The sequence below is a fragment of the Aggregatibacter aphrophilus ATCC 33389 genome, from assembly GCF_900636915.1.
GTDB classification, from domain to species: Bacteria; Pseudomonadota; Gammaproteobacteria; order Enterobacterales; family Pasteurellaceae; genus Aggregatibacter; species Aggregatibacter aphrophilus.
Window position 1 is genome coordinate 1,778,613 of sequence record NZ_LR134327.1, and the last position, 17,549, is coordinate 1,796,161.

The 17,549-nt window shown below is 42.9% G+C and carries 11 protein-coding genes; 6 read left to right on the top strand and 5 right to left on the bottom strand.

Features of this window, described 5'->3' with window-relative positions:
* The first annotated feature begins 51 nt into the window (after positions 1–51).
* The gene (locus tag EL144_RS08570) at positions 52–1,083 is read left to right on the top strand and encodes a hypothetical protein (RefSeq protein WP_032995246.1); all 1,032 of its coding nucleotides are present in this window, start codon (positions 52–54) and stop codon (positions 1,081–1,083) included.
* An 88-nt stretch (positions 1,084–1,171) separates the two neighbouring features.
* Here EL144_RS08570 and malT read toward each other — a convergent pair whose 3' ends face one another.
* Positions 1,172–3,889, bottom strand: coding sequence for an HTH-type transcriptional regulator MalT (malT, locus tag EL144_RS08575; protein ID WP_005704192.1), 2,718 nt, complete (start codon positions 3,887–3,889; stop codon positions 1,172–1,174).
* A gap of 180 nt (positions 3,890–4,069) precedes the next feature.
* Between malT and malP the strand changes: the two genes are divergently transcribed.
* From malP to EL144_RS08590, 3 genes are all read left to right on the top strand, one after another.
* Complete coding sequence (malP, locus tag EL144_RS08580; RefSeq protein ID WP_005704191.1) at positions 4,070–6,460, top strand: maltodextrin phosphorylase; 2,391 nt, start codon at positions 4,070–4,072, stop codon at positions 6,458–6,460.
* A gap of 139 nt (positions 6,461–6,599) precedes the next feature.
* A complete protein-coding gene (gene malQ, locus EL144_RS08585; protein WP_005704190.1) occupies positions 6,600–8,675 on the top strand; it encodes a 4-alpha-glucanotransferase in 2,076 nt (691 codons plus the stop codon).
* 55 nt (positions 8,676–8,730) lie between these two features.
* The gene (locus tag EL144_RS08590) at positions 8,731–10,494 is read left to right on the top strand and encodes a glycoside hydrolase family 13 protein (protein ID WP_005704189.1); all 1,764 of its coding nucleotides are present in this window, start codon (positions 8,731–8,733) and stop codon (positions 10,492–10,494) included.
* Positions 10,495–10,558: 64 nt separating this feature from the next.
* Here the strand turns inward: EL144_RS08590 and EL144_RS08595 are convergent, their stop codons facing one another.
* From EL144_RS08595 to yfbV, 4 genes are all read right to left on the bottom strand, one after another.
* Positions 10,559–11,140: a UbiX family flavin prenyltransferase gene (locus EL144_RS08595; RefSeq protein WP_005704188.1), complete on the bottom strand. Its 582-nt coding sequence runs from the start codon at positions 11,138–11,140 to the stop codon at positions 10,559–10,561.
* On the bottom strand, positions 11,130–12,641 hold the full coding sequence (gene purF, locus EL144_RS08600; RefSeq protein ID WP_005704187.1) for an amidophosphoribosyltransferase: 1,512 nt from the start codon (positions 12,639–12,641) through the stop codon (positions 11,130–11,132). The genes EL144_RS08595 and purF overlap by 11 nt, the downstream gene beginning before the upstream one ends.
* A 15-nt stretch (positions 12,642–12,656) precedes the next feature.
* Positions 12,657–13,214 (bottom strand): CvpA family protein, encoded by a 558-nt coding sequence (locus EL144_RS08605; protein ID WP_005700655.1) that lies wholly within the window; start codon positions 13,212–13,214, stop codon positions 12,657–12,659.
* 187 nt (positions 13,215–13,401) lie between these two features.
* Positions 13,402–13,845 carry a terminus macrodomain insulation protein YfbV gene (gene yfbV, locus EL144_RS08610; protein ID WP_005700656.1) on the bottom strand — a complete coding sequence of 148 codons (444 nt, stop codon included), beginning with the start codon at positions 13,843–13,845 and terminating at the stop codon, positions 13,402–13,404.
* A 289-nt stretch (positions 13,846–14,134) separates the two neighbouring features.
* Here yfbV and EL144_RS08615 point away from each other — a divergent pair, with 289 nt between their 5' ends.
* Positions 14,135–15,337 (top strand): acetate kinase, encoded by a 1,203-nt coding sequence (locus tag EL144_RS08615; protein WP_032995243.1) that lies wholly within the window; start codon positions 14,135–14,137, stop codon positions 15,335–15,337.
* Positions 15,338–15,408: 71 nt separating this feature from the next.
* Positions 15,409–17,544, top strand: a complete 2,136-nt coding sequence (pta, locus tag EL144_RS08620; RefSeq protein WP_005704181.1) for a phosphate acetyltransferase — start codon at positions 15,409–15,411, stop codon at positions 17,542–17,544.
* The last annotated feature ends 5 nt before the right edge of the window (positions 17,545–17,549 follow it).

The following is a 17,549-nucleotide window of genomic DNA, read 5'->3' on the forward strand; positions in this document are numbered from 1 at the left end:
TAAGGTATACTAAATTCACAAACATAAGATTCAGAAATAATAAGGAAAATGATGAATCGAAATAAAATTTTCCATGATCTTGGCTTTTCTATTCGAAAAGTCAATGAGGACGAAATAGAAATCAAAAACTCAACTTTTGATGGCTATTTACGAGGCTTTTTTAGAGCTCTAATTATTGGTATTTTATTAGTAATTTCATTTTTAGATTATCAAAGTGGGAAATTTCCCTTATCTGGAGTATATAAGGAAATAAAAAATGATTATATTTGGGCTATAAATCCAGATGAAAAGATTTTTACGCTATACAAAATGTATCGATTACATGATGACGATCCAACTTATTTCCAGCGTTATCCTGAAAAATACCCACCTCAACCCTACGAAGAATTTAGAAAACCCTACGTCACAGAAGATTTTTGGAAAAGACATGTGTTTTACTTTGAGCTAATCCCATTATTTTTAGTATTTATACTCTTTTTCTATCCTCGCCACCGCTCAATTCGACTTAACCGTAAAAAGCGGGTCATTTATATGCAGGCATTTCATAAAATTTTTGTAATGCCGGTACCCGATAAAGGCGACCCGTTGATGGGCATGAAATATAACCGCTTTAGCTTTTATATGTTCGGTAGCCGTAAACAGTTTGCTTTATTGATGACCGGGCTTGTAGTAGAAGGGAAATATACCGAGGCTGAACTTTTAGGTTGTTATCCCTTGCAAAATCCTCTGCATAACATGCATCTGATTAAAGCCATGCGGGAATTCTTTACTCAAGAAAACCCTGAGTTTTTAAAACATATTGGTCGGTTTTATCGCACACCATGGTTTCGTCCTGCTATTGCTTTTTGTAATAGTTTCAGTTTTATTCGTTTTCCGATTTCCAGTCGGAAGAAAATCGACCGAGCCATTGCAGAACAAAAAGCTTTCTGGAATACGCTTTCTTACAAACAACAAATGCAACGCTATGCCAAAGCCGTCAAAGAACAACAAGAACTTAATGAACAACTGGCTTCAGAAGGCTTAATTAACGAAGTTAACGAGGATTGGGAAGAGACTGAAAAATCCCCTGCATTAAGTGGTTAATAAAATTTTAGTCATAGCAATAAAAAGTGCGGTCGATTTTCAACATTAAAAAAAAACAAACTGAAACTCGACCGCACTTTGTCTTTACCTAACTATACCCCATCAACTTCAACAAATCCCGCGTATAGGCGATGGCTTCGTTGCGGTTTGCGACGCCGATTTTTTGGTATAAGTTGCGAATGTGGGTTTTGATTGTAGTGGTTGCCACTTGGAGCTCATCGGAGATTTGTTCGTTGCTGTAACCGGAATAAATCAAGCCTAACACCTGCCATTCCCGTTGCGTCAGCGGGCTGATTTTGAGCAGTTCCGGCACTTGTGGATTAGCCAATAATTTAACAACGAATTGTTCATCAAAATGGGCAAATTTATGGCGGTAATATTGGTTGATATTGCGCAAAATAAATTGAGCTTTATGTAATGCCAATTCATCTAACACATTTAACTGCAATAATTGGCGGATTTGTTGCGCCATGGTTTCCCCTTCAATGACAAAAGCACTAATAAAATTGGTTTGTCTTGCCAGTTTCAGAGCATCAATTAAATCTTTTTGTGCTAAGTCTTTTTGGTTTTGCAAGAAATACCAACGGTTACGCAAAATGAGCGCGCGGTTTAAATCACCGGTTAAATGAAATTCTTCTGCGGTAGCAATAAGTTTATCTAGAATTTGTTTGGCCTCTTCAAATTGCCCCAACAAAATTTGTGCACGAACAATATTGCGCCATTGTACTTGGGTAAAATGATTGCGATCCGTTGTGGGCCGTTGGCTTTGAATCAACCAAGCACGAGCTGATTCTACGTCATTGGTCATTTGCCATAAAAATAACTTGGCTTGATCTACATTGGCTTGCCAATCATAGTGGTGACTTCGGATGGTTTCCAATTGTTCCGCCTCGCGCAATAAACGCGCGGCATTATCCAAATCGCCCCGCACCAAGGAAATTTTACTTAACAACGCAATGCACTGTAAGCGGTCTTCTGCCTGAGTTAAAACTTCCATACCGGCATTTGCCATAGCTTCGGCTTTGTCTAGGTTATACCATTCCCATAAAATGCGACCTTTTAAACGAAGCAGGAATTCATACATCGGCACTTTTTGCAGATGATTTTCTTTCACGAATAAATTCGCTTTATCCAACATATCATAAGCCGCTTGTAGGAAGCCCTGTGCCATCAGGATTTCTGATTGTTGTAACAATGACCAAAGGATGCTGTGATAAGTATGGTGTTGACGTGCCATGCGTTCCGCGCGTTGCAACATGGCTAAGGCCTGTTCGAGGTTACCATGACAATGATAAGCCTCACCGATAATAGAGGTAGCCACAATACGGGCGTAAGAATAATTTTCCGGTAAATCTGTTAAGGCTTTTAACGCAAGGGAAAGTGCGGTGTTTTCATCACCTGCATTAATCGCCACCTGCGCCCGCAATACATCGAATTCCGCTTGGTTTTCTTTGCTCAGTTGAATGTTGTTTTCAGCCAATGCCTGTTTGAACTGACTATAAATTCCTCCAACTTCCGTATGACGATGTTGACTTTGCACTAACCATGCTTTTAATAGAACCAAATCCGGTTTTTGGATTAAATTCGGGTAGTCAATTCGATTTAGGCTTTCTTCCAATAATTTCAATTCGCCTTGGTGGAACAATCGCCATGCATGTTCTTGCAAAATCGTTAATAACGTTGTCATATCTGTTAATTGCATGGCGTGATATAGCGCTTCTGTTAGATACCCCAGTTTGAGCCATGCTTCAGCGGCACGACGATGCAACTCTTCCAGTTGTTCGCTTAATTCAATTTCACAGCAATGGGAAAGGAAAGAGGCAAACAACGGATGAAAACGCCACCAATTATCTTCCGAATCCATTTGTTGAATGAACAACCCTTGCTTTTCTAACTCTTCCAATTTACGTCGGCTATTAGCAAACCCTGTCACCTGTTTTACTAAGTTTTCATTCATGGAACGTAAAATGGAACATTGCAACACGAATGTGCGGGTTTCTTCATCCACATGATTTAGCACTTCATCATTCAAATATTCGTTGATATGAAAATTATTTAATTTCGCCAGTCGTTTTTCCATGCCTAATAACGGCGAAACACCGCTTGAACCGAGTTTTGCCTGCTTGGCGGATAAACTAATCAGTTGAAGTGCGGTTGGCCATCCTTCCACTTCGTCACACAAAGCAATAATTTCATTCTCCTGCAATTCATCACCAAAACGAGAGCGGAAAAATGCTAATGACTCCTGATGGTTAAACGGCAGTTGTTGTACATCAATTTCCAACAATTGTTCCTGCACCCGTAAGCCGGCGATGCCTAATGGTGGAATGGCGCGGGAGATTAAAATCAACGTCATGTTTGTCGGTTGATGACGAATCCAATAACGTAGTGCTTCGTGAATTTCTTCGTTATCAATTAAGTGATAATCGTCAATCACCATATAAAAACGCGCCTTGCAGGCAGAGGCTTTCATTAATAGCTGATTAAATGAAGACAATAGATTCGGCTGATTAAACGCCTCTTCACCTGCTAAAGATGGCTTGATACCAATAGCCTGATACAACGCTGCACCGAAATAAGCGGCAAAACGCTCGGTTTTATTGTCACCTTCATCCAATGAATACCAACCGACATTCTGTTGTTCGGTAGCCCATTGTGACACTAACATTGTTTTGCCATAACCGGCGGGCGCATTAACGAGAACTAACGGGTAAAGATAAGCTTTATCAAGTAGTTGTGTGAGTTGTTCACGATGAATACTATTTTGTAAACGATAAGAACAGATTAATTTTGATGGGATTAACATAACGATTTTCTACTGTCTTGTCTAAACGCGAAGTCCGGGGGGATGACCTATCCTCCCCATCATGTCCGATTCCTTCCTTGTTGTCATACCGCAAAGATTATAACAAGGAGGATTTCCTTTTGCTTTGATTAAACATAATAAAACGCAGAAATTTACATTACCCCAATTAGGAGCCGCGTTATGCCGCAACAAAGCATAAATGACAAAGCATTTGACAACATCGCACAAAAATATTGCCGTTATTTTGACGTACAATCCCCTAAACAATTCACATTAGAACAGTGGTATCGCGTCATCGCCGAAGGTACGCTTGAATTGGCTTATGGCAAACCTGCCGCGAAAAAAAACGGTCGTCATGTCAATTATCTTTCCATGGAATTCTTAATCGGCCGACTCACAGGCAATAATCTGATGAATTTAGGCTATTACGACGCTATCAAAGCTTATTTAGCAAATTATGATGTGGCGTTAGTGGATGTGTTGGAACAAGAGCGCGATCCGGCGTTAGGTAACGGCGGCCTAGGACGTTTGGCAGCCTGTTTCTTAGACTCCATGGCAACCCTAGGACAAAACGCTACGGGGTATGGCTTACACTATCAATACGGTTTATTTAAACAATCCTTTGAAGACGGCATGCAAAAAGAATGTGCCGATGTGTGGTCGCGTAACAGTTACTCGTGGCATCGTTACAACCCATCCAAAACGCAAAATATCGGCTTTGGCGGTAAAATTAAGCTAATTAAAGGCGATAAATACGCATGGGAGCCGAAACTGACCATCCAAGGCAAAGCCTTTGACTTGCCGATTGTCGGTTATAAAAATAAGGTTATCCAACCGCTTCGCTTATGGCAGGCGGACAGCGAGCAATCTTTCGATTTAGCGTTATTTAACGATGGAAAATTCCTCAACGCGGATAAAACAATTGTCAATGCCACCGCACTTACCCAAGTGTTATACCCGAACGACAACCACAAAGCCGGACAAAAATTGCGCTTAATGCAGCAATATTTCCATTGTGCCTGCTCCGTCGCTGACATTTTGGCACGCCATTTTGCCGAAGGTCACGCCTTGAAAGACTTTGCAAAATATCAAGTCATTCAGTTAAACGACACCCACCCAACGCTGGCTATTCCGGAATTAATGCGCGTGTTGTTAGACGAACATGATCTGAGCTGGGAGGAAGCCTGGGAAATTTGCTCCCATACGTTCGCTTATACCAATCACACCTTATTGCCAGAAGCCTTAGAACAATGGGATCAACGTCTATTTAAACAATTATTACCACGCCATTTCCAAATCGTGGAAAAAATTAACAACATCTTCCACGAAAAAGTGCGGTCAGAATTCGGCGCAAATCCGAAAGTTTGGGAAAAACTGGCGATTCTATTCGATTATCGTGTGCGCATGGCGAATCTATGCGTGGTGACTTGCTTCAAAGTTAATGGCGTCGCGCAAATCCACTCGGACTTAGTGGTCAGCGATTTATTCCCGGAATACCACAAACTATTCCCAACCAAATTCTGCAACGTAACCAACGGTATTACACCACGCCGCTGGATCCAACAAGCTAACCCGAAATTAAGCGCATTGTTGGATAAAACCCTGAAAAAAGACTGGACGAAAGATCTGGAATTGCTCAAAGGCGTGGAAAAATTTGTGGATGATGCCGCGTTCCGTGAAGAATATCGTGCCATTAAACATCACAACAAGGTAGTGTTAGCCGATGAAATTCAACGCACCTTGGGCTTCACCGTCAATACCGATGCGATTTTCGACATTCAAATTAAACGTTTCCACGAATATAAACGTCAACATTTGAACCTGTTGAACATTATCGCCACGTACCAATCATTGAAAGCCAATCCGAATCAGGATTACACGCCGCGCGTGTTTGTTTTTGCAGGCAAAGCGGCACCAGGTTATTATTTGGCGAAAAACATCATTCACGCCATCAACAACGTGGCGGATGTGATCAATAACGACAAAGCCATGAAAGATCGCCTGCAAGTGGCATTCTTGCCGGATTATCGCGTCAGCTTGGCAGAAAAAATCATTCCGGCGGCAGATGTATCCGAGCAAATTTCCATGGCGGGGAAAGAAGCCTCCGGTACCGGTAACATGAAGTTAGCCTTAAACGGTGCTTTGACACTAGGTACGTTGGACGGCGCTAACGTAGAAATTGCCGAGATGGTGGGCGAAGAAAACGTGTTTATTTTCGGTCATACCGTAGAAAGCGTGCGTAAATTATTGGCAAAAGGCTACAAACCGCGTGATTACTACAAACGTGATCCTGTGTTGAAAGGAGCTATGGATTTCTTAACCAAAGGCAAAGTTTGCCACGGCGACAAACACATGTTCAAACTGATGTTGGATAGCTTGTTAAAACACGACCCGTTCCTCGTGTTAGCAGATTTCGACAGCTATGTGAAAGCACAACAAAAAGTCGGCGAAGCCTATTTGAATCAGGACGCTTGGTTACGCAGTGCAATTTTAAATACCGCACGCCTTGGCACGTTCAGTTCAGACCGCTCAATTCGTGACTATCAACAACGAATTTGGCTGAAAAAGTAACCGCACTTTTTAGTGCATTGATGATAATTGATGGCGCGCGTCTTCTGACGCGTGCCTTCAGCTAAATAATAAGCGGTACGTATCGGAAGATGCGCACCACCGACCAGCCGAAAAATAAGAAAATCCTTTAGGAATCCTTATGTCTATCAAAGAAAAATCCTTCGACCAAGCAGGCATCATGCCTTATTTTTTTGATGAGCGCGGTTCAAAAATACGTGCGCCGTTACACATTAAGCAAGCCTTATTGGCAACCTTTGACGGTCACCTCCGCAGCCGCACTAACCCATTGCCGCCGGTGAAAATTCTCTATCAAAATCAACCGCACTTTTTGCCGTTAACGACCTCCGATAAAAAACATCCATGGTTAGGGAAATGGCAACTGCGTTTGGAAAATTCCGAAGAGATTCTTGAAGGCAGAGTAAAGAAAAATCATATTGAACTGCCACGGGATTTACCGCTCGGCTATCATGATTTAACTCTTTTCGGTCATAAAAAAACCGTGGAATGTCGCATTATTGTGGCACCGCAACGTTGTTATCAGCCACAAGAATTAAAACAAGGCAAAAAGTTGTGGGGTTCCTTTATTCAGCTTTACACCTTGAAATCGGCGCAAAACTGGGGCGTGGGTGATTTTGGTGATCTCAAACAATTTCTGCAGGAATTAGCGCCTTATCAAGCGGATTTTTTAGGTTTAAATCCAATTCATGCGCTCTTCCCGGCAAATCCTGACGGTGCCAGTCCATACAGTCCCTCTTCGCGCAAATGGCTGAATGTGATTTACATTGATGTGAATCAATTACCCGAATTTCAACAAAGCGACAGTGCACAAAAATGGTTTGCTTCCGCGGAAGTGCAACAACAATTAAGTGATTTGCGTGCCGCCGAATGGGTGAATTATGGAAAAGTGCTTCCGTTAAAACTGAAAGGATTGCGTTTTGCGTTTGACGAATTTAAGCAAAATTCGACCGCACTTTCACAACAAGCCTTTGCCGATTTCGTACGCGACGGCGGCGAAAGTTTGCAGGTGCAAGCCACCTTCGATGCATTACACGCCCATTTAAGTAGCCGCTATGCGGAACAATGGGGTTGGGATTTTTGGGCACCGCAGTTCCGCGACTATCATTCCGAAACGGTCGCCCAATTCCGCCATCAATATGGCGAAGAAATCGAATTCTACGCATGGTTGCAATTCTGTGCCGACCGACAACTTGCCGAATGCAATGCCTTATGCAAAGCACAGCAAATGACGATTGGTATGTATCGTGACTTGGCGGTTGGCGTCACCGGTAGCGGTTCGGAAACCTGGAATGATAAAGAACTGTATTGTCTGCGCGCTTCTGTGGGGGCGCCACCGGATATTCTCGGTCCGCAAGGTCAAAATTGGGGCTTAACCCCGATGAATCCTCATATACTCAAACAGCGCGCATACCAACCGTTCATTGATTTGATTCGCGCCAACATGAAACACTGCGGCGCATTACGTATCGATCATATTATGTCGTTGTTGCGTCTCTGGTGGATTCCAAAAGGCGATTGCCCGGCAAACGGGGCTTATGTGCGTTATCCGGTGGACGATTTAATTGCGATTTTGGCTTTAGAAAGCCAACGCCACCGCTGTTTGATTATCGGTGAAGATTTAGGCACAGTACCTAAAGAGATCGTCAGCAAACTCAAAAATGCAGGCATTTTGTCTTATAAAATTTTCTACTTTGAATTCGATCAACAAGGACAAAGCCGCCATCTGCAAGCATACCCGTATCAGGCGATGACCACGTTAAGTACTCATGATTTGCCAACCATTAACGGTTATTGGCGCGGTTATGATTTTGAATTGGGACAAAAATACGGCGTGTATCCGAATCCGAAAATCTTGCAAATATTGCGACATAGTAGAATTGATGCCAAAGAAAAAATCTTGGCGCGCCTTAGCGAAAATGGCATTACAGTGGATAAAGGCATTGATGAAACTTTGTCTTCTGCCGTTACGAAAAAATTTACCCATCAATTGCAAACTTATGTCGCCGATGTCAGCAGCGCCCTCTTTGGTTTCCAACCGGAAGACTGGCTGGATATGACCGAGCCGGTCAACATTCCTGGCACCAGCATGGAATACGCTAACTGGCGCCGCCGTTTAACGCAAAATATCGATGCCATTTTTGCCGATAAAGACATTCAAACGTTGTTAAAAGAAGTGAAAGCGAAACGTAAAGGGTAAATGGTTCTGACAAAAAGTGCGGTCAAAAAATCAGGTAAATTTAAAGGTCACTTTCATGGAAAAAGCAGCGCTGTATCATCGCGCGGAATCGGAATACGCCTATCTTTACACGGCGAATGAAATTCACATTCGATTCCGCAGCAAGAAAGACGATGTAGATCAAGTGTGGTTACATTACGGTGACAGCACGATCTTTGAAGATTCGGGGAAATACCAGTATCGTGTGTTAATGCGTAAAGTCGCCGCCGATGATCTGCATGATTATTGGCTGGCAAAGGTACAGGTGGATTACCGTCGGCTGCTGTACTTATTTGAAGTGATCGGTAAAGACGGTGAAAATGTGCTGTTTGGTGATTTAGGCGTGGTGGAAAACCTGCCACAGCAATATAGCGTGTTGCTCAACGGCTTTCGCATTCCTTATTTACATGACAGCGATCGGGTAAAAGTGCCGGCTTGGGTCAAAGAAACCTGTTGGTATCAGATTTTTCCGGAACGCTTTGCCAACGGCAATCCAAATATTTCACCCGTTGGCAGTTTGCCTTGGAATGCCAACACAGCACCGGCAAATGAAGATTTTTTCGGGGGCGATTTATACGGTGTGTTGGATAAATTGGATTACTTGGCAGAATTAGGGATTAACGGGCTGTACTTCTGTCCGATTTTTGAAGCGCCAAGTAATCATAAATATGACACCATCAATTACTTTGAAATCGACCGCCATTTCGGCGATAAAGCCGTTTTCCGCAAACTCGTGCAGGAAGCTCATCACCGTGGTATGAAAGTGATGTTGGACGCGGTGTTTAATCATATCGGAAACCATTCTCCGCAATGGCAGGATGTGATTAAAAATGGTGAACAATCCGTTTATCGTGATTGGTTCCACATTCATCATTTTCCTGTCAATACCGAAACCAAATGGACACCTGACATTCATCTTCGACTGAATTACGATACCTTTGCATTCCGCCCGAAAATGCCTAAGCTCAACACAGCGAATCCGCAGGTAAAACAATATCTGTTGGACATCGCCGCTTACTGGATCAAAGAATTTGACATTGATGCTTGGCGTTTGGACGTAGCAAACGAAATCGATCACCAATTCTGGAAAGAATTCCACAAAACGGTGACAGCGATTAAACCGGATATTTATATTCTGGGGGAAATCTGGCACAGCGCGCGTCCTTGGCTGAACGGCGACGAATTTCACGGCGTGATGAATTATCCACTGGCAAACAGCATTAAAGACTATTTTTTAAGCAAGACCATTTTGGCGCAAACCTTGCAACATCGCCTTAATAGCCAAGCGATGTTTTATCGCCAACAAACCAACGAAGTGATGTTCAATATGCTGGACTCCCACGATACCGAACGCATTCTCACCGTGGCAAAAGGCAATAAAAATGCCGTGAAATCGGCGCTGGCTTTTATGTATTTATACTGTGGCACACCTTGCATTTATTACGGCACGGAAGTGGGTATGGCTGGTAGTAGCGATCCCGATTGTCGGCGTGTGATGCCTTGGGATAAACAGCTACAAGATCAAAATATGCTGGAATTTATGAAGGAACTTATTGCCTTCAGGAAGGCGTATCAGGAACACATTATTTACGGTGAACGGCAGATTCAGGTTCTGGATAATCAGCTTTTACAAGTGAACCTAAAACAACATGGTTCCGAGCTTGTTGCAAGCTATAACAGCACGGATACACCGATGACGTTAGAGAAAACGGGCAAGGTTGTTTTTGGTAATATGTTGTCTGTTGTCGATAAAGATATAATCCTCGCACCTGATAAATTTGTCGTTCAATTGATATCGTAAGGATTCATAATGAAAAAGTGCGGTGGGTTTTGAAAAACATTTTAAAAACCCACCGCACTTTTGACTATTTATTTCCCTGCCAACGCTCAAATAAATCTTGTTCCAAAGAAATATCCAACTGATCCAACAAACGATTTACCCCTTGATTAATGATGTCGTCCACCGTTTGCGGACGGTGATAAAACGCAGGCATGAGCGGCACGATGCGGGCACCGATTTCAGCGGCCTGGGTCATTAATCGCAAGTGTCCTAAATGCAACGGCGTTTCCCGTACACATAAGATCAGAGGTTTGTATTCTTTCAAGCACACATCAGCTGCACGGGTGATGAGATCATCGGCATAACAGTTGGCAATGCCCGATAAGGTTTTGATGGAGCAAGGCAAAACAACCATTCCGCTAATACGAAAAGAACCGGAAGAAACCGCCGCGCCGATGTCACGTACATCATAATCATGATCAGCAAATTCTCGCACTTGCGACAAGCTGTAATTAGTTTCTGCGCTGATGGTTTGTTTTGCCGCTTGACTGATAATTAGGTGGGTTTCCACCAGCGGATGAGCTTTCAGTAGCTCTAATAAACGAATGGCATAAACGGCGCCTGATGCACCGGTTATGCCAATCACTAATTGTTTTTTATCTTTCATTGTACATTTCAAGATTGGAAGAATCTTTCTCACGTTTTTTCTTGGCAGTATCGTTGCGCTGCACGGCGATTTGTTCTAAATAATCCTCACTGATGTCGCCGGTGACATAACAACCGGTAAAGACGGAGCAATCAAATTCTTTAATGGATGGATTTTCTTGCTGCACGGCGCCTGTTAAATCAGCAAGATCCTGGAAGATTAATTTGTCCACACCGATAAGTTTCGCCACTTCGTCCGTATCACGACCGAAAGCGATTAATTCGCTACTGGTCGGCATATCGATACCGTACACGTTCGGGTAACGAATTTCCGGCGCGGCAGAAGCAAAATACACTTTTTTTGCCCCGGCAGTACGTGCCATATCCACGATTTGTTCAGACGTGGTTCCACGCACGATAGAATCGTCCACCAACAAGACATTTTTGCCTTTGAATTCAGAGGCAATTGTATTTAATTTACGACGCACGGAACTGACACGTTGTGCTTGCCCCGGCATAATGAAAGTGCGTCCTACATAGCGGTTTTTCACAAACCCTTGACGATAAGGTTTATTCAATACGTTAGCGATACGAAGCGCAATATCATTAGAAGTTTCCGGCACCGGAATGACCACATCAATATCCATGTCTTGCCATTCACGGGCAATTTTTTCGCCCAAACGCTGTCCCATGTGAACGCGCGCGGCATACACAGAAACGCCGTCAATGCAGGAATCCGGACGGGCAAAATAGACATATTCAAAAATACAAGGGGTCAATACCGGATTTTCGGCGCATTGCTGAGCATACAATTTACCGTCGAATGTAATATAAATCGCTTCACCCGGTTCCACATCACGTACGAACTCAAATCCCACCACGTCTAACGCCACGCTTTCCGAAGCAAACATATACTCGGTTTTGCCCTGTTCTTCACGTTTGCCCAACACTAACGGACGAATACCATGAGGATCGCGAAATGCCACCATACCATGATCGATAATCATCGCGATACAAGCATAAGCCCCGCGAATATCTTGATGGGTTAATTTGACGGCGTTGAAAATATCCTGTGGTTCTAAAACGTATTTTTGTGGTTGGTCGAAGTGGTAGGCAAGAATGTTAAGTAAAAGCTCGGAATCGGAATTGGTATTAACGTGGCGACGGGCAAGATTAAACAGCTTTTCTTTCAATTCGGTGGAATTGGTCAAGTTGCCGTTATGCACCAACGTTAATCCATAAGGCGAGTTCACATAAAAGGGTTGCGCTTCAGATACGCTGGAACTGCCTGCGGTAGGGTAACGCACGTGACCGATTCCGGTATTCCCCGCCAAACGTAACATATGCTCATGTTGAAACACATCACTGACCAAACCATTTGCCTTACGCAAACGAAAGCGGTTTTCATCGTCAATTGTCACTATCCCTGCCGCATCTTGACCTCGATGTTGCAATACGGTTAAGGCATCATAAATTGATTGATTCACAGGGCTTTGGCTAACAATGCCGACAATACCACACATTCGCGTTGTTCCTCTCTATTGGCTTGGTGTTGGATTAGCAGGTGGCGTTGAAACCGGTGCAGCAACTTGCTCCGGATTCAATGCCGAATTAAAAGTTGAATTTAAGAAACTGGAATTGGCTTGTAACTGTTGGAAGAACCAATCCACCACAAAACGAAAGTGCGGTATTAATTTTGATTCTTTCCACCAATCGGTTTGGTTCGAACCGGTGAACGTATCCAAGAAAAATAAGATGGCGGCAACAATTAATACCCCGCGCAAGAAACCAAAACAGGCACCAAGCACGCGGTCAGTACCGCTCAATCCGGTACGATCCACTAATTGCCCGATCACATAATTCACAATCGCGCCAACAATTAACGATAAAACGAATAAAATAGCGATGGCGGTGCCGTTACGGATATATAAGGATTCGATGGAGGTTAGAAGACCGGCAAGATACATATAAAAATTGCTTGCGATCAAAAATGCCACAATCCAACTGGCAAGTGACATCACTTCGCGAACAAATCCGCGTAATAAACTGACAATAATGGAAAAAACAATAATGCCGACAATAATATAATCAATCATTAAATCATCTCTGTGCGTTGAAAAAGTCATTTTCATTTGCAATGGGCGCTATTCTAGCAAAAAACGAAAACGTTTGCGTAATAATTTATATGCTAAAAAATGCCCTCAGCAAATGCCAAAAAAAAGAGCGCTACTATATCACTCTTACTTATTTGAATATAGAAAAATGTGAGATGATTCATGAACTTTATAGCTCTTGCCAAAAATTCGGATCCAATTTTTTCTGCGCAATATTCAATAATGCGGCTAAATCTTGATAAGTCGGATCTTGCGGGAAATTTGGTAAGGATTCATTTTTCTCTTTGAGCAATTCAAAAACATGCCAAAAAGCGACCGCACTTTGTGACGGCAATTTGCGCTGTGCCCGTTTACCCAACCAATATAGCCCCTGTAATGGTAAACATAAGGCAAACAACGCCGTCAGTACGGCAACCGCCAAAGCCATATAATCACTTCTTGCATAAAATTGTTGCCACACAATGGAAAATACGGCCAAAAACGGCATAAATCTTTGGGCGAAGATTGTCGTTTTAATCACCCGATTTTCCGGAAAAATTGCCCCCAGTTTTATTTCTAATGGCCAGCTTTTTAAATAATGCTGTCCATTTTTTAATAATTTCAAAAGACTCATCACTACTCTACTTTTAAATTGTTAAAATTGTGCTAACCATAACATAAATCAGTGCTTTTTACATTTTATGTATAAATTTCACATATAATTTAAGCTAGATTTAATCAATAAAATTTATGCTTTTTATAAAATTTCTTTAAATCTTCAAAAAATTTTGATGGATGTCGCATTTTTTAAACTTGAGAATTTATTTTATTGGCCGAAAGGTGTATTCTATGCCAGTTTAATTTTACTATTCGCTCGTTGTCTTGAGCGAATTTTGTTCAACTCAAATCAAGATAGGTCGCTTATGTCTGAAAAATTAGTCCTAATCCTCAATTGTGGGAGTTCTTCTCTAAAATTCTCAATTCTTAACCCTGTTACCGGCGAGGAAAAATTATCCGGTTTAGCTGAAGCATTCTATTTACCTGAAGCTCGTATTAAATGGAAATTGCACGGTGAAAAAGGACAGGCGGATTTAGGTGCCGGCGCGGCTCACTCCGAAGCGTTGAACTTTATCGTAAATAGTATTTTCTCTCTCGATCCGGAATTACAAAAAGGCGTTGTGGCGATCGGTCATCGTATCGTACACGGTGGTGAAAAATTCACCTCTTCCGTTATCGTTACCGATGAAGTGGTTAAAGGTATCGAAGATGCAATTCAATTTGCACCGTTACACAACCCTGCACACTTAATTGGTATCAAAGAATCCTTTAAATTATTCCCGCACTTGAAAGATAAAAACGTAGTGGTATTCGATACTGCGTTCCATCAAACCATGCCGGAAGAAGCTTACTTATACGCATTACCTTATTCTTTATACCGCGAACACGGTGTTCGTCGTTACGGTGCACACGGCACCAGCCACTACTATGTAAGCCGTGAAGCTGCAAAACGTTTAAGTGTACCTGAAGATAAAATAAACGTGATTACTTGTCACTTAGGTAACGGCGGTTCCGTATCTGCAATTCGTCACGGTGAATGTATTGATACTTCTATGGGTTTAACTCCGCTAGAAGGTTTGGTCATGGGTACCCGTTGTGGTGATATTGATCCTGCAATCGTTTTCTACATGCATGACACATTGGGAATGTCCGTAGAAGAAATTAATAATACATTAACCAAAAAATCCGGTTTACTTGGTTTAACCGAAGTTACCAGCGACTGCCGTTATGCAGAAGATAACTATGAAAAAGAAATTCCGGCAAAACGCGCATTAGGCGTTTATTGCTATCGTTTAGCGAAATACATCGGTTCTTACATGGCCGTTATCGGTGAACGTTTAGATGCTATCGTATTTACCGGCGGTATCGGTGAAAACTCTGCGCACGTTCGTGAGATTACCTTAAATCACTTAAAATTGTTCGGTTACAAGTTGGATCAAGAGAAAAACCTTGCAGCCCGTTTTGGTAATGAAGGCGTAATTACCGCTGACAACACACCAATCGCTATGGTAATTCCAACTAATGAAGAATTAGTGATCGCACAAGACACCGCACGTCTTTGCATCTAACACGTAATCTATAAACTGCCGATTTATTCGGCAGTTTCTTTTTAACCATATCTTCCAATCAAAGGTAAATTATGTCCCGTACTATCATTTTAATTCCGATTAGCACCGGCGTAGGTTTAACCAGCGTAAGTCTTGGTTTAATCAACGCACTTGAACAAAAAGGCGCAAAAGTCGGTTTCATGAAACCTATTTCCCAGCCAAATACCGGTGAAGACGTTATCGATCGCACCACGTCTATTGTACGTAGTAGCACGGCCTTAGAAACAGCCGAGCCGTTTATGTTAAGCGTGGCAGAATCCCTGATCGGTCAGAACCAATCTGATGTGTTACTCGAAAAAATTGTTGAAAATCACCAAAGACTGTCTAAAAACAATGAAATTGTTATCGTGGAAGGCTTGATTCCAACTCGTAAACATTCCTTCGCCAACAGCATTAACTACGAAATTGCTCAAGCGCTTGATGCGGAAATCGTGTTAGTTGCAGCACCTGCCACAGAAACCTCAGCTCAGTTAAAAGAACGTGTTGAGGCTGCAGCGTCTCTATTCGGCGGTAAAGGCAATAAAAACCTACTGGGTGTTATCGTCAATAAATTTAACGCCCCAATTGATGAATCCGGCAGAACCCGTCCTGATTTAAGCGAAATTTTCGATTCCTTCCAACACAGCCACAACAGCGAATCCGAATTGGTTAAATTATTCGCTCAAAGCCAAATTAAATTATTAGCTTGCATTCCATGGTCCGCTGATCTCATCGCCACCCGAGCGATTGATTTAATCAAACATTTAGGCGCATCCATTCTCAATGAAGGCGATGTCAACCGTCGAATTCGTGGTATCACTTTCTGCGCAAGAAGCCTACCAAACATGGTTGAACACTTCCGTGCAGGTAGTTTATTAGTGGTTTCTGCCGACCGTCCTGATGTTATCGTGGCAGCAGCCCTTGCAGTATCCAACGGTATTGAAATCGGCGGTTTATTATTAACCGGCGGCTATAAATTAGATCCGCAAATCAAAAAACTTTGCCAACACGTTTTTGAAAGCAAAAAATTACCGGTCTTCCGCATTGAAGGCAACACATGGCAAACCGCATTAAACCTACAAAGTTTCAATCTTGAAGTACCGGTTGACGATAAAGAACGCATTGAAAATATCAAACGCTACACCAGTGAAAAATTAGATGCCTCTTTCGTTAACGGTTTGGTGGAAGCCTCCGGTCGCTTACGTCGTTTATCACCACCGGCGTTCCGTTTCCAATTAACCGAACTTGCCCGTGCAGCTAACAAACGCATTGTGTTACCGGAAGGTGACGAACCGCGTACTATCAAAGCTGCTATTCTTTGTGCCGAGCGTGGCATTGCAGAATGCGTGCTGTTGGCAAAACCGGATGATGTTAAACGCGTTGCCGAATCACAAGGCGTAAAATTAGTCAAAGGCATTACCGTGATCGACCCAGCCAGCGTGCGTGAAAACTACGTTGCCCGTTTAGTGGAATTGCGTAAAGCCAAAGGCATGACCGAAACCATGGCGCGCGAGCAATTGGAAGATAATGTCGTACTTGGCACCATGATGCTGGAAGCCAACGAAGTAGACGGTTTGGTTTCCGGCGCGGTTCACACCACTGCCAACACTATTCGCCCACCAATGCAAATTATCAAAACAGCACCGGGTAGTTCCATTATTTCTTCCATCTTCTTCATGTTGCTGCCGGATCAAGTGCTTGTTTACGGTGACTGTGCGGTGAATCCGGATCCAACAGCAGAACAATTAGCGGAAATCGCCATTCAATCTGCCGAATCCGCCAAATCCTTCGGCATCGATCCAAAAGTGGCAATGATTTCCTACTCCACCGGTACATCAGGTAGCGGTGCTGACGTAGAAAAAGTGAAAGAAGCGACCCGCATTGCGAAAGAAAAACGTCCTGATTTACTCATTGATGGTCCATTACAATACGATGCGGCGGTAATGGAAGATGTGGCACGTTCTAAAGCACCGAATTCTCCGGTTGCCGGTCAAGCCACCGTATTCATCTTCCCTGATTTGAATACCGGTAACACCACCTACAAAGCGGTTCAACGTTCTGCCGACCTTGTTTCTATCGGTCCGATGTTACAAGGTATGCGCAAACCGGTGAACGACTTATCCCGTGGCGCATTAGTAGATGACATTGTGTACACCATTGCTTTAACTGCAATTCAAGCAACACAATAAACGTC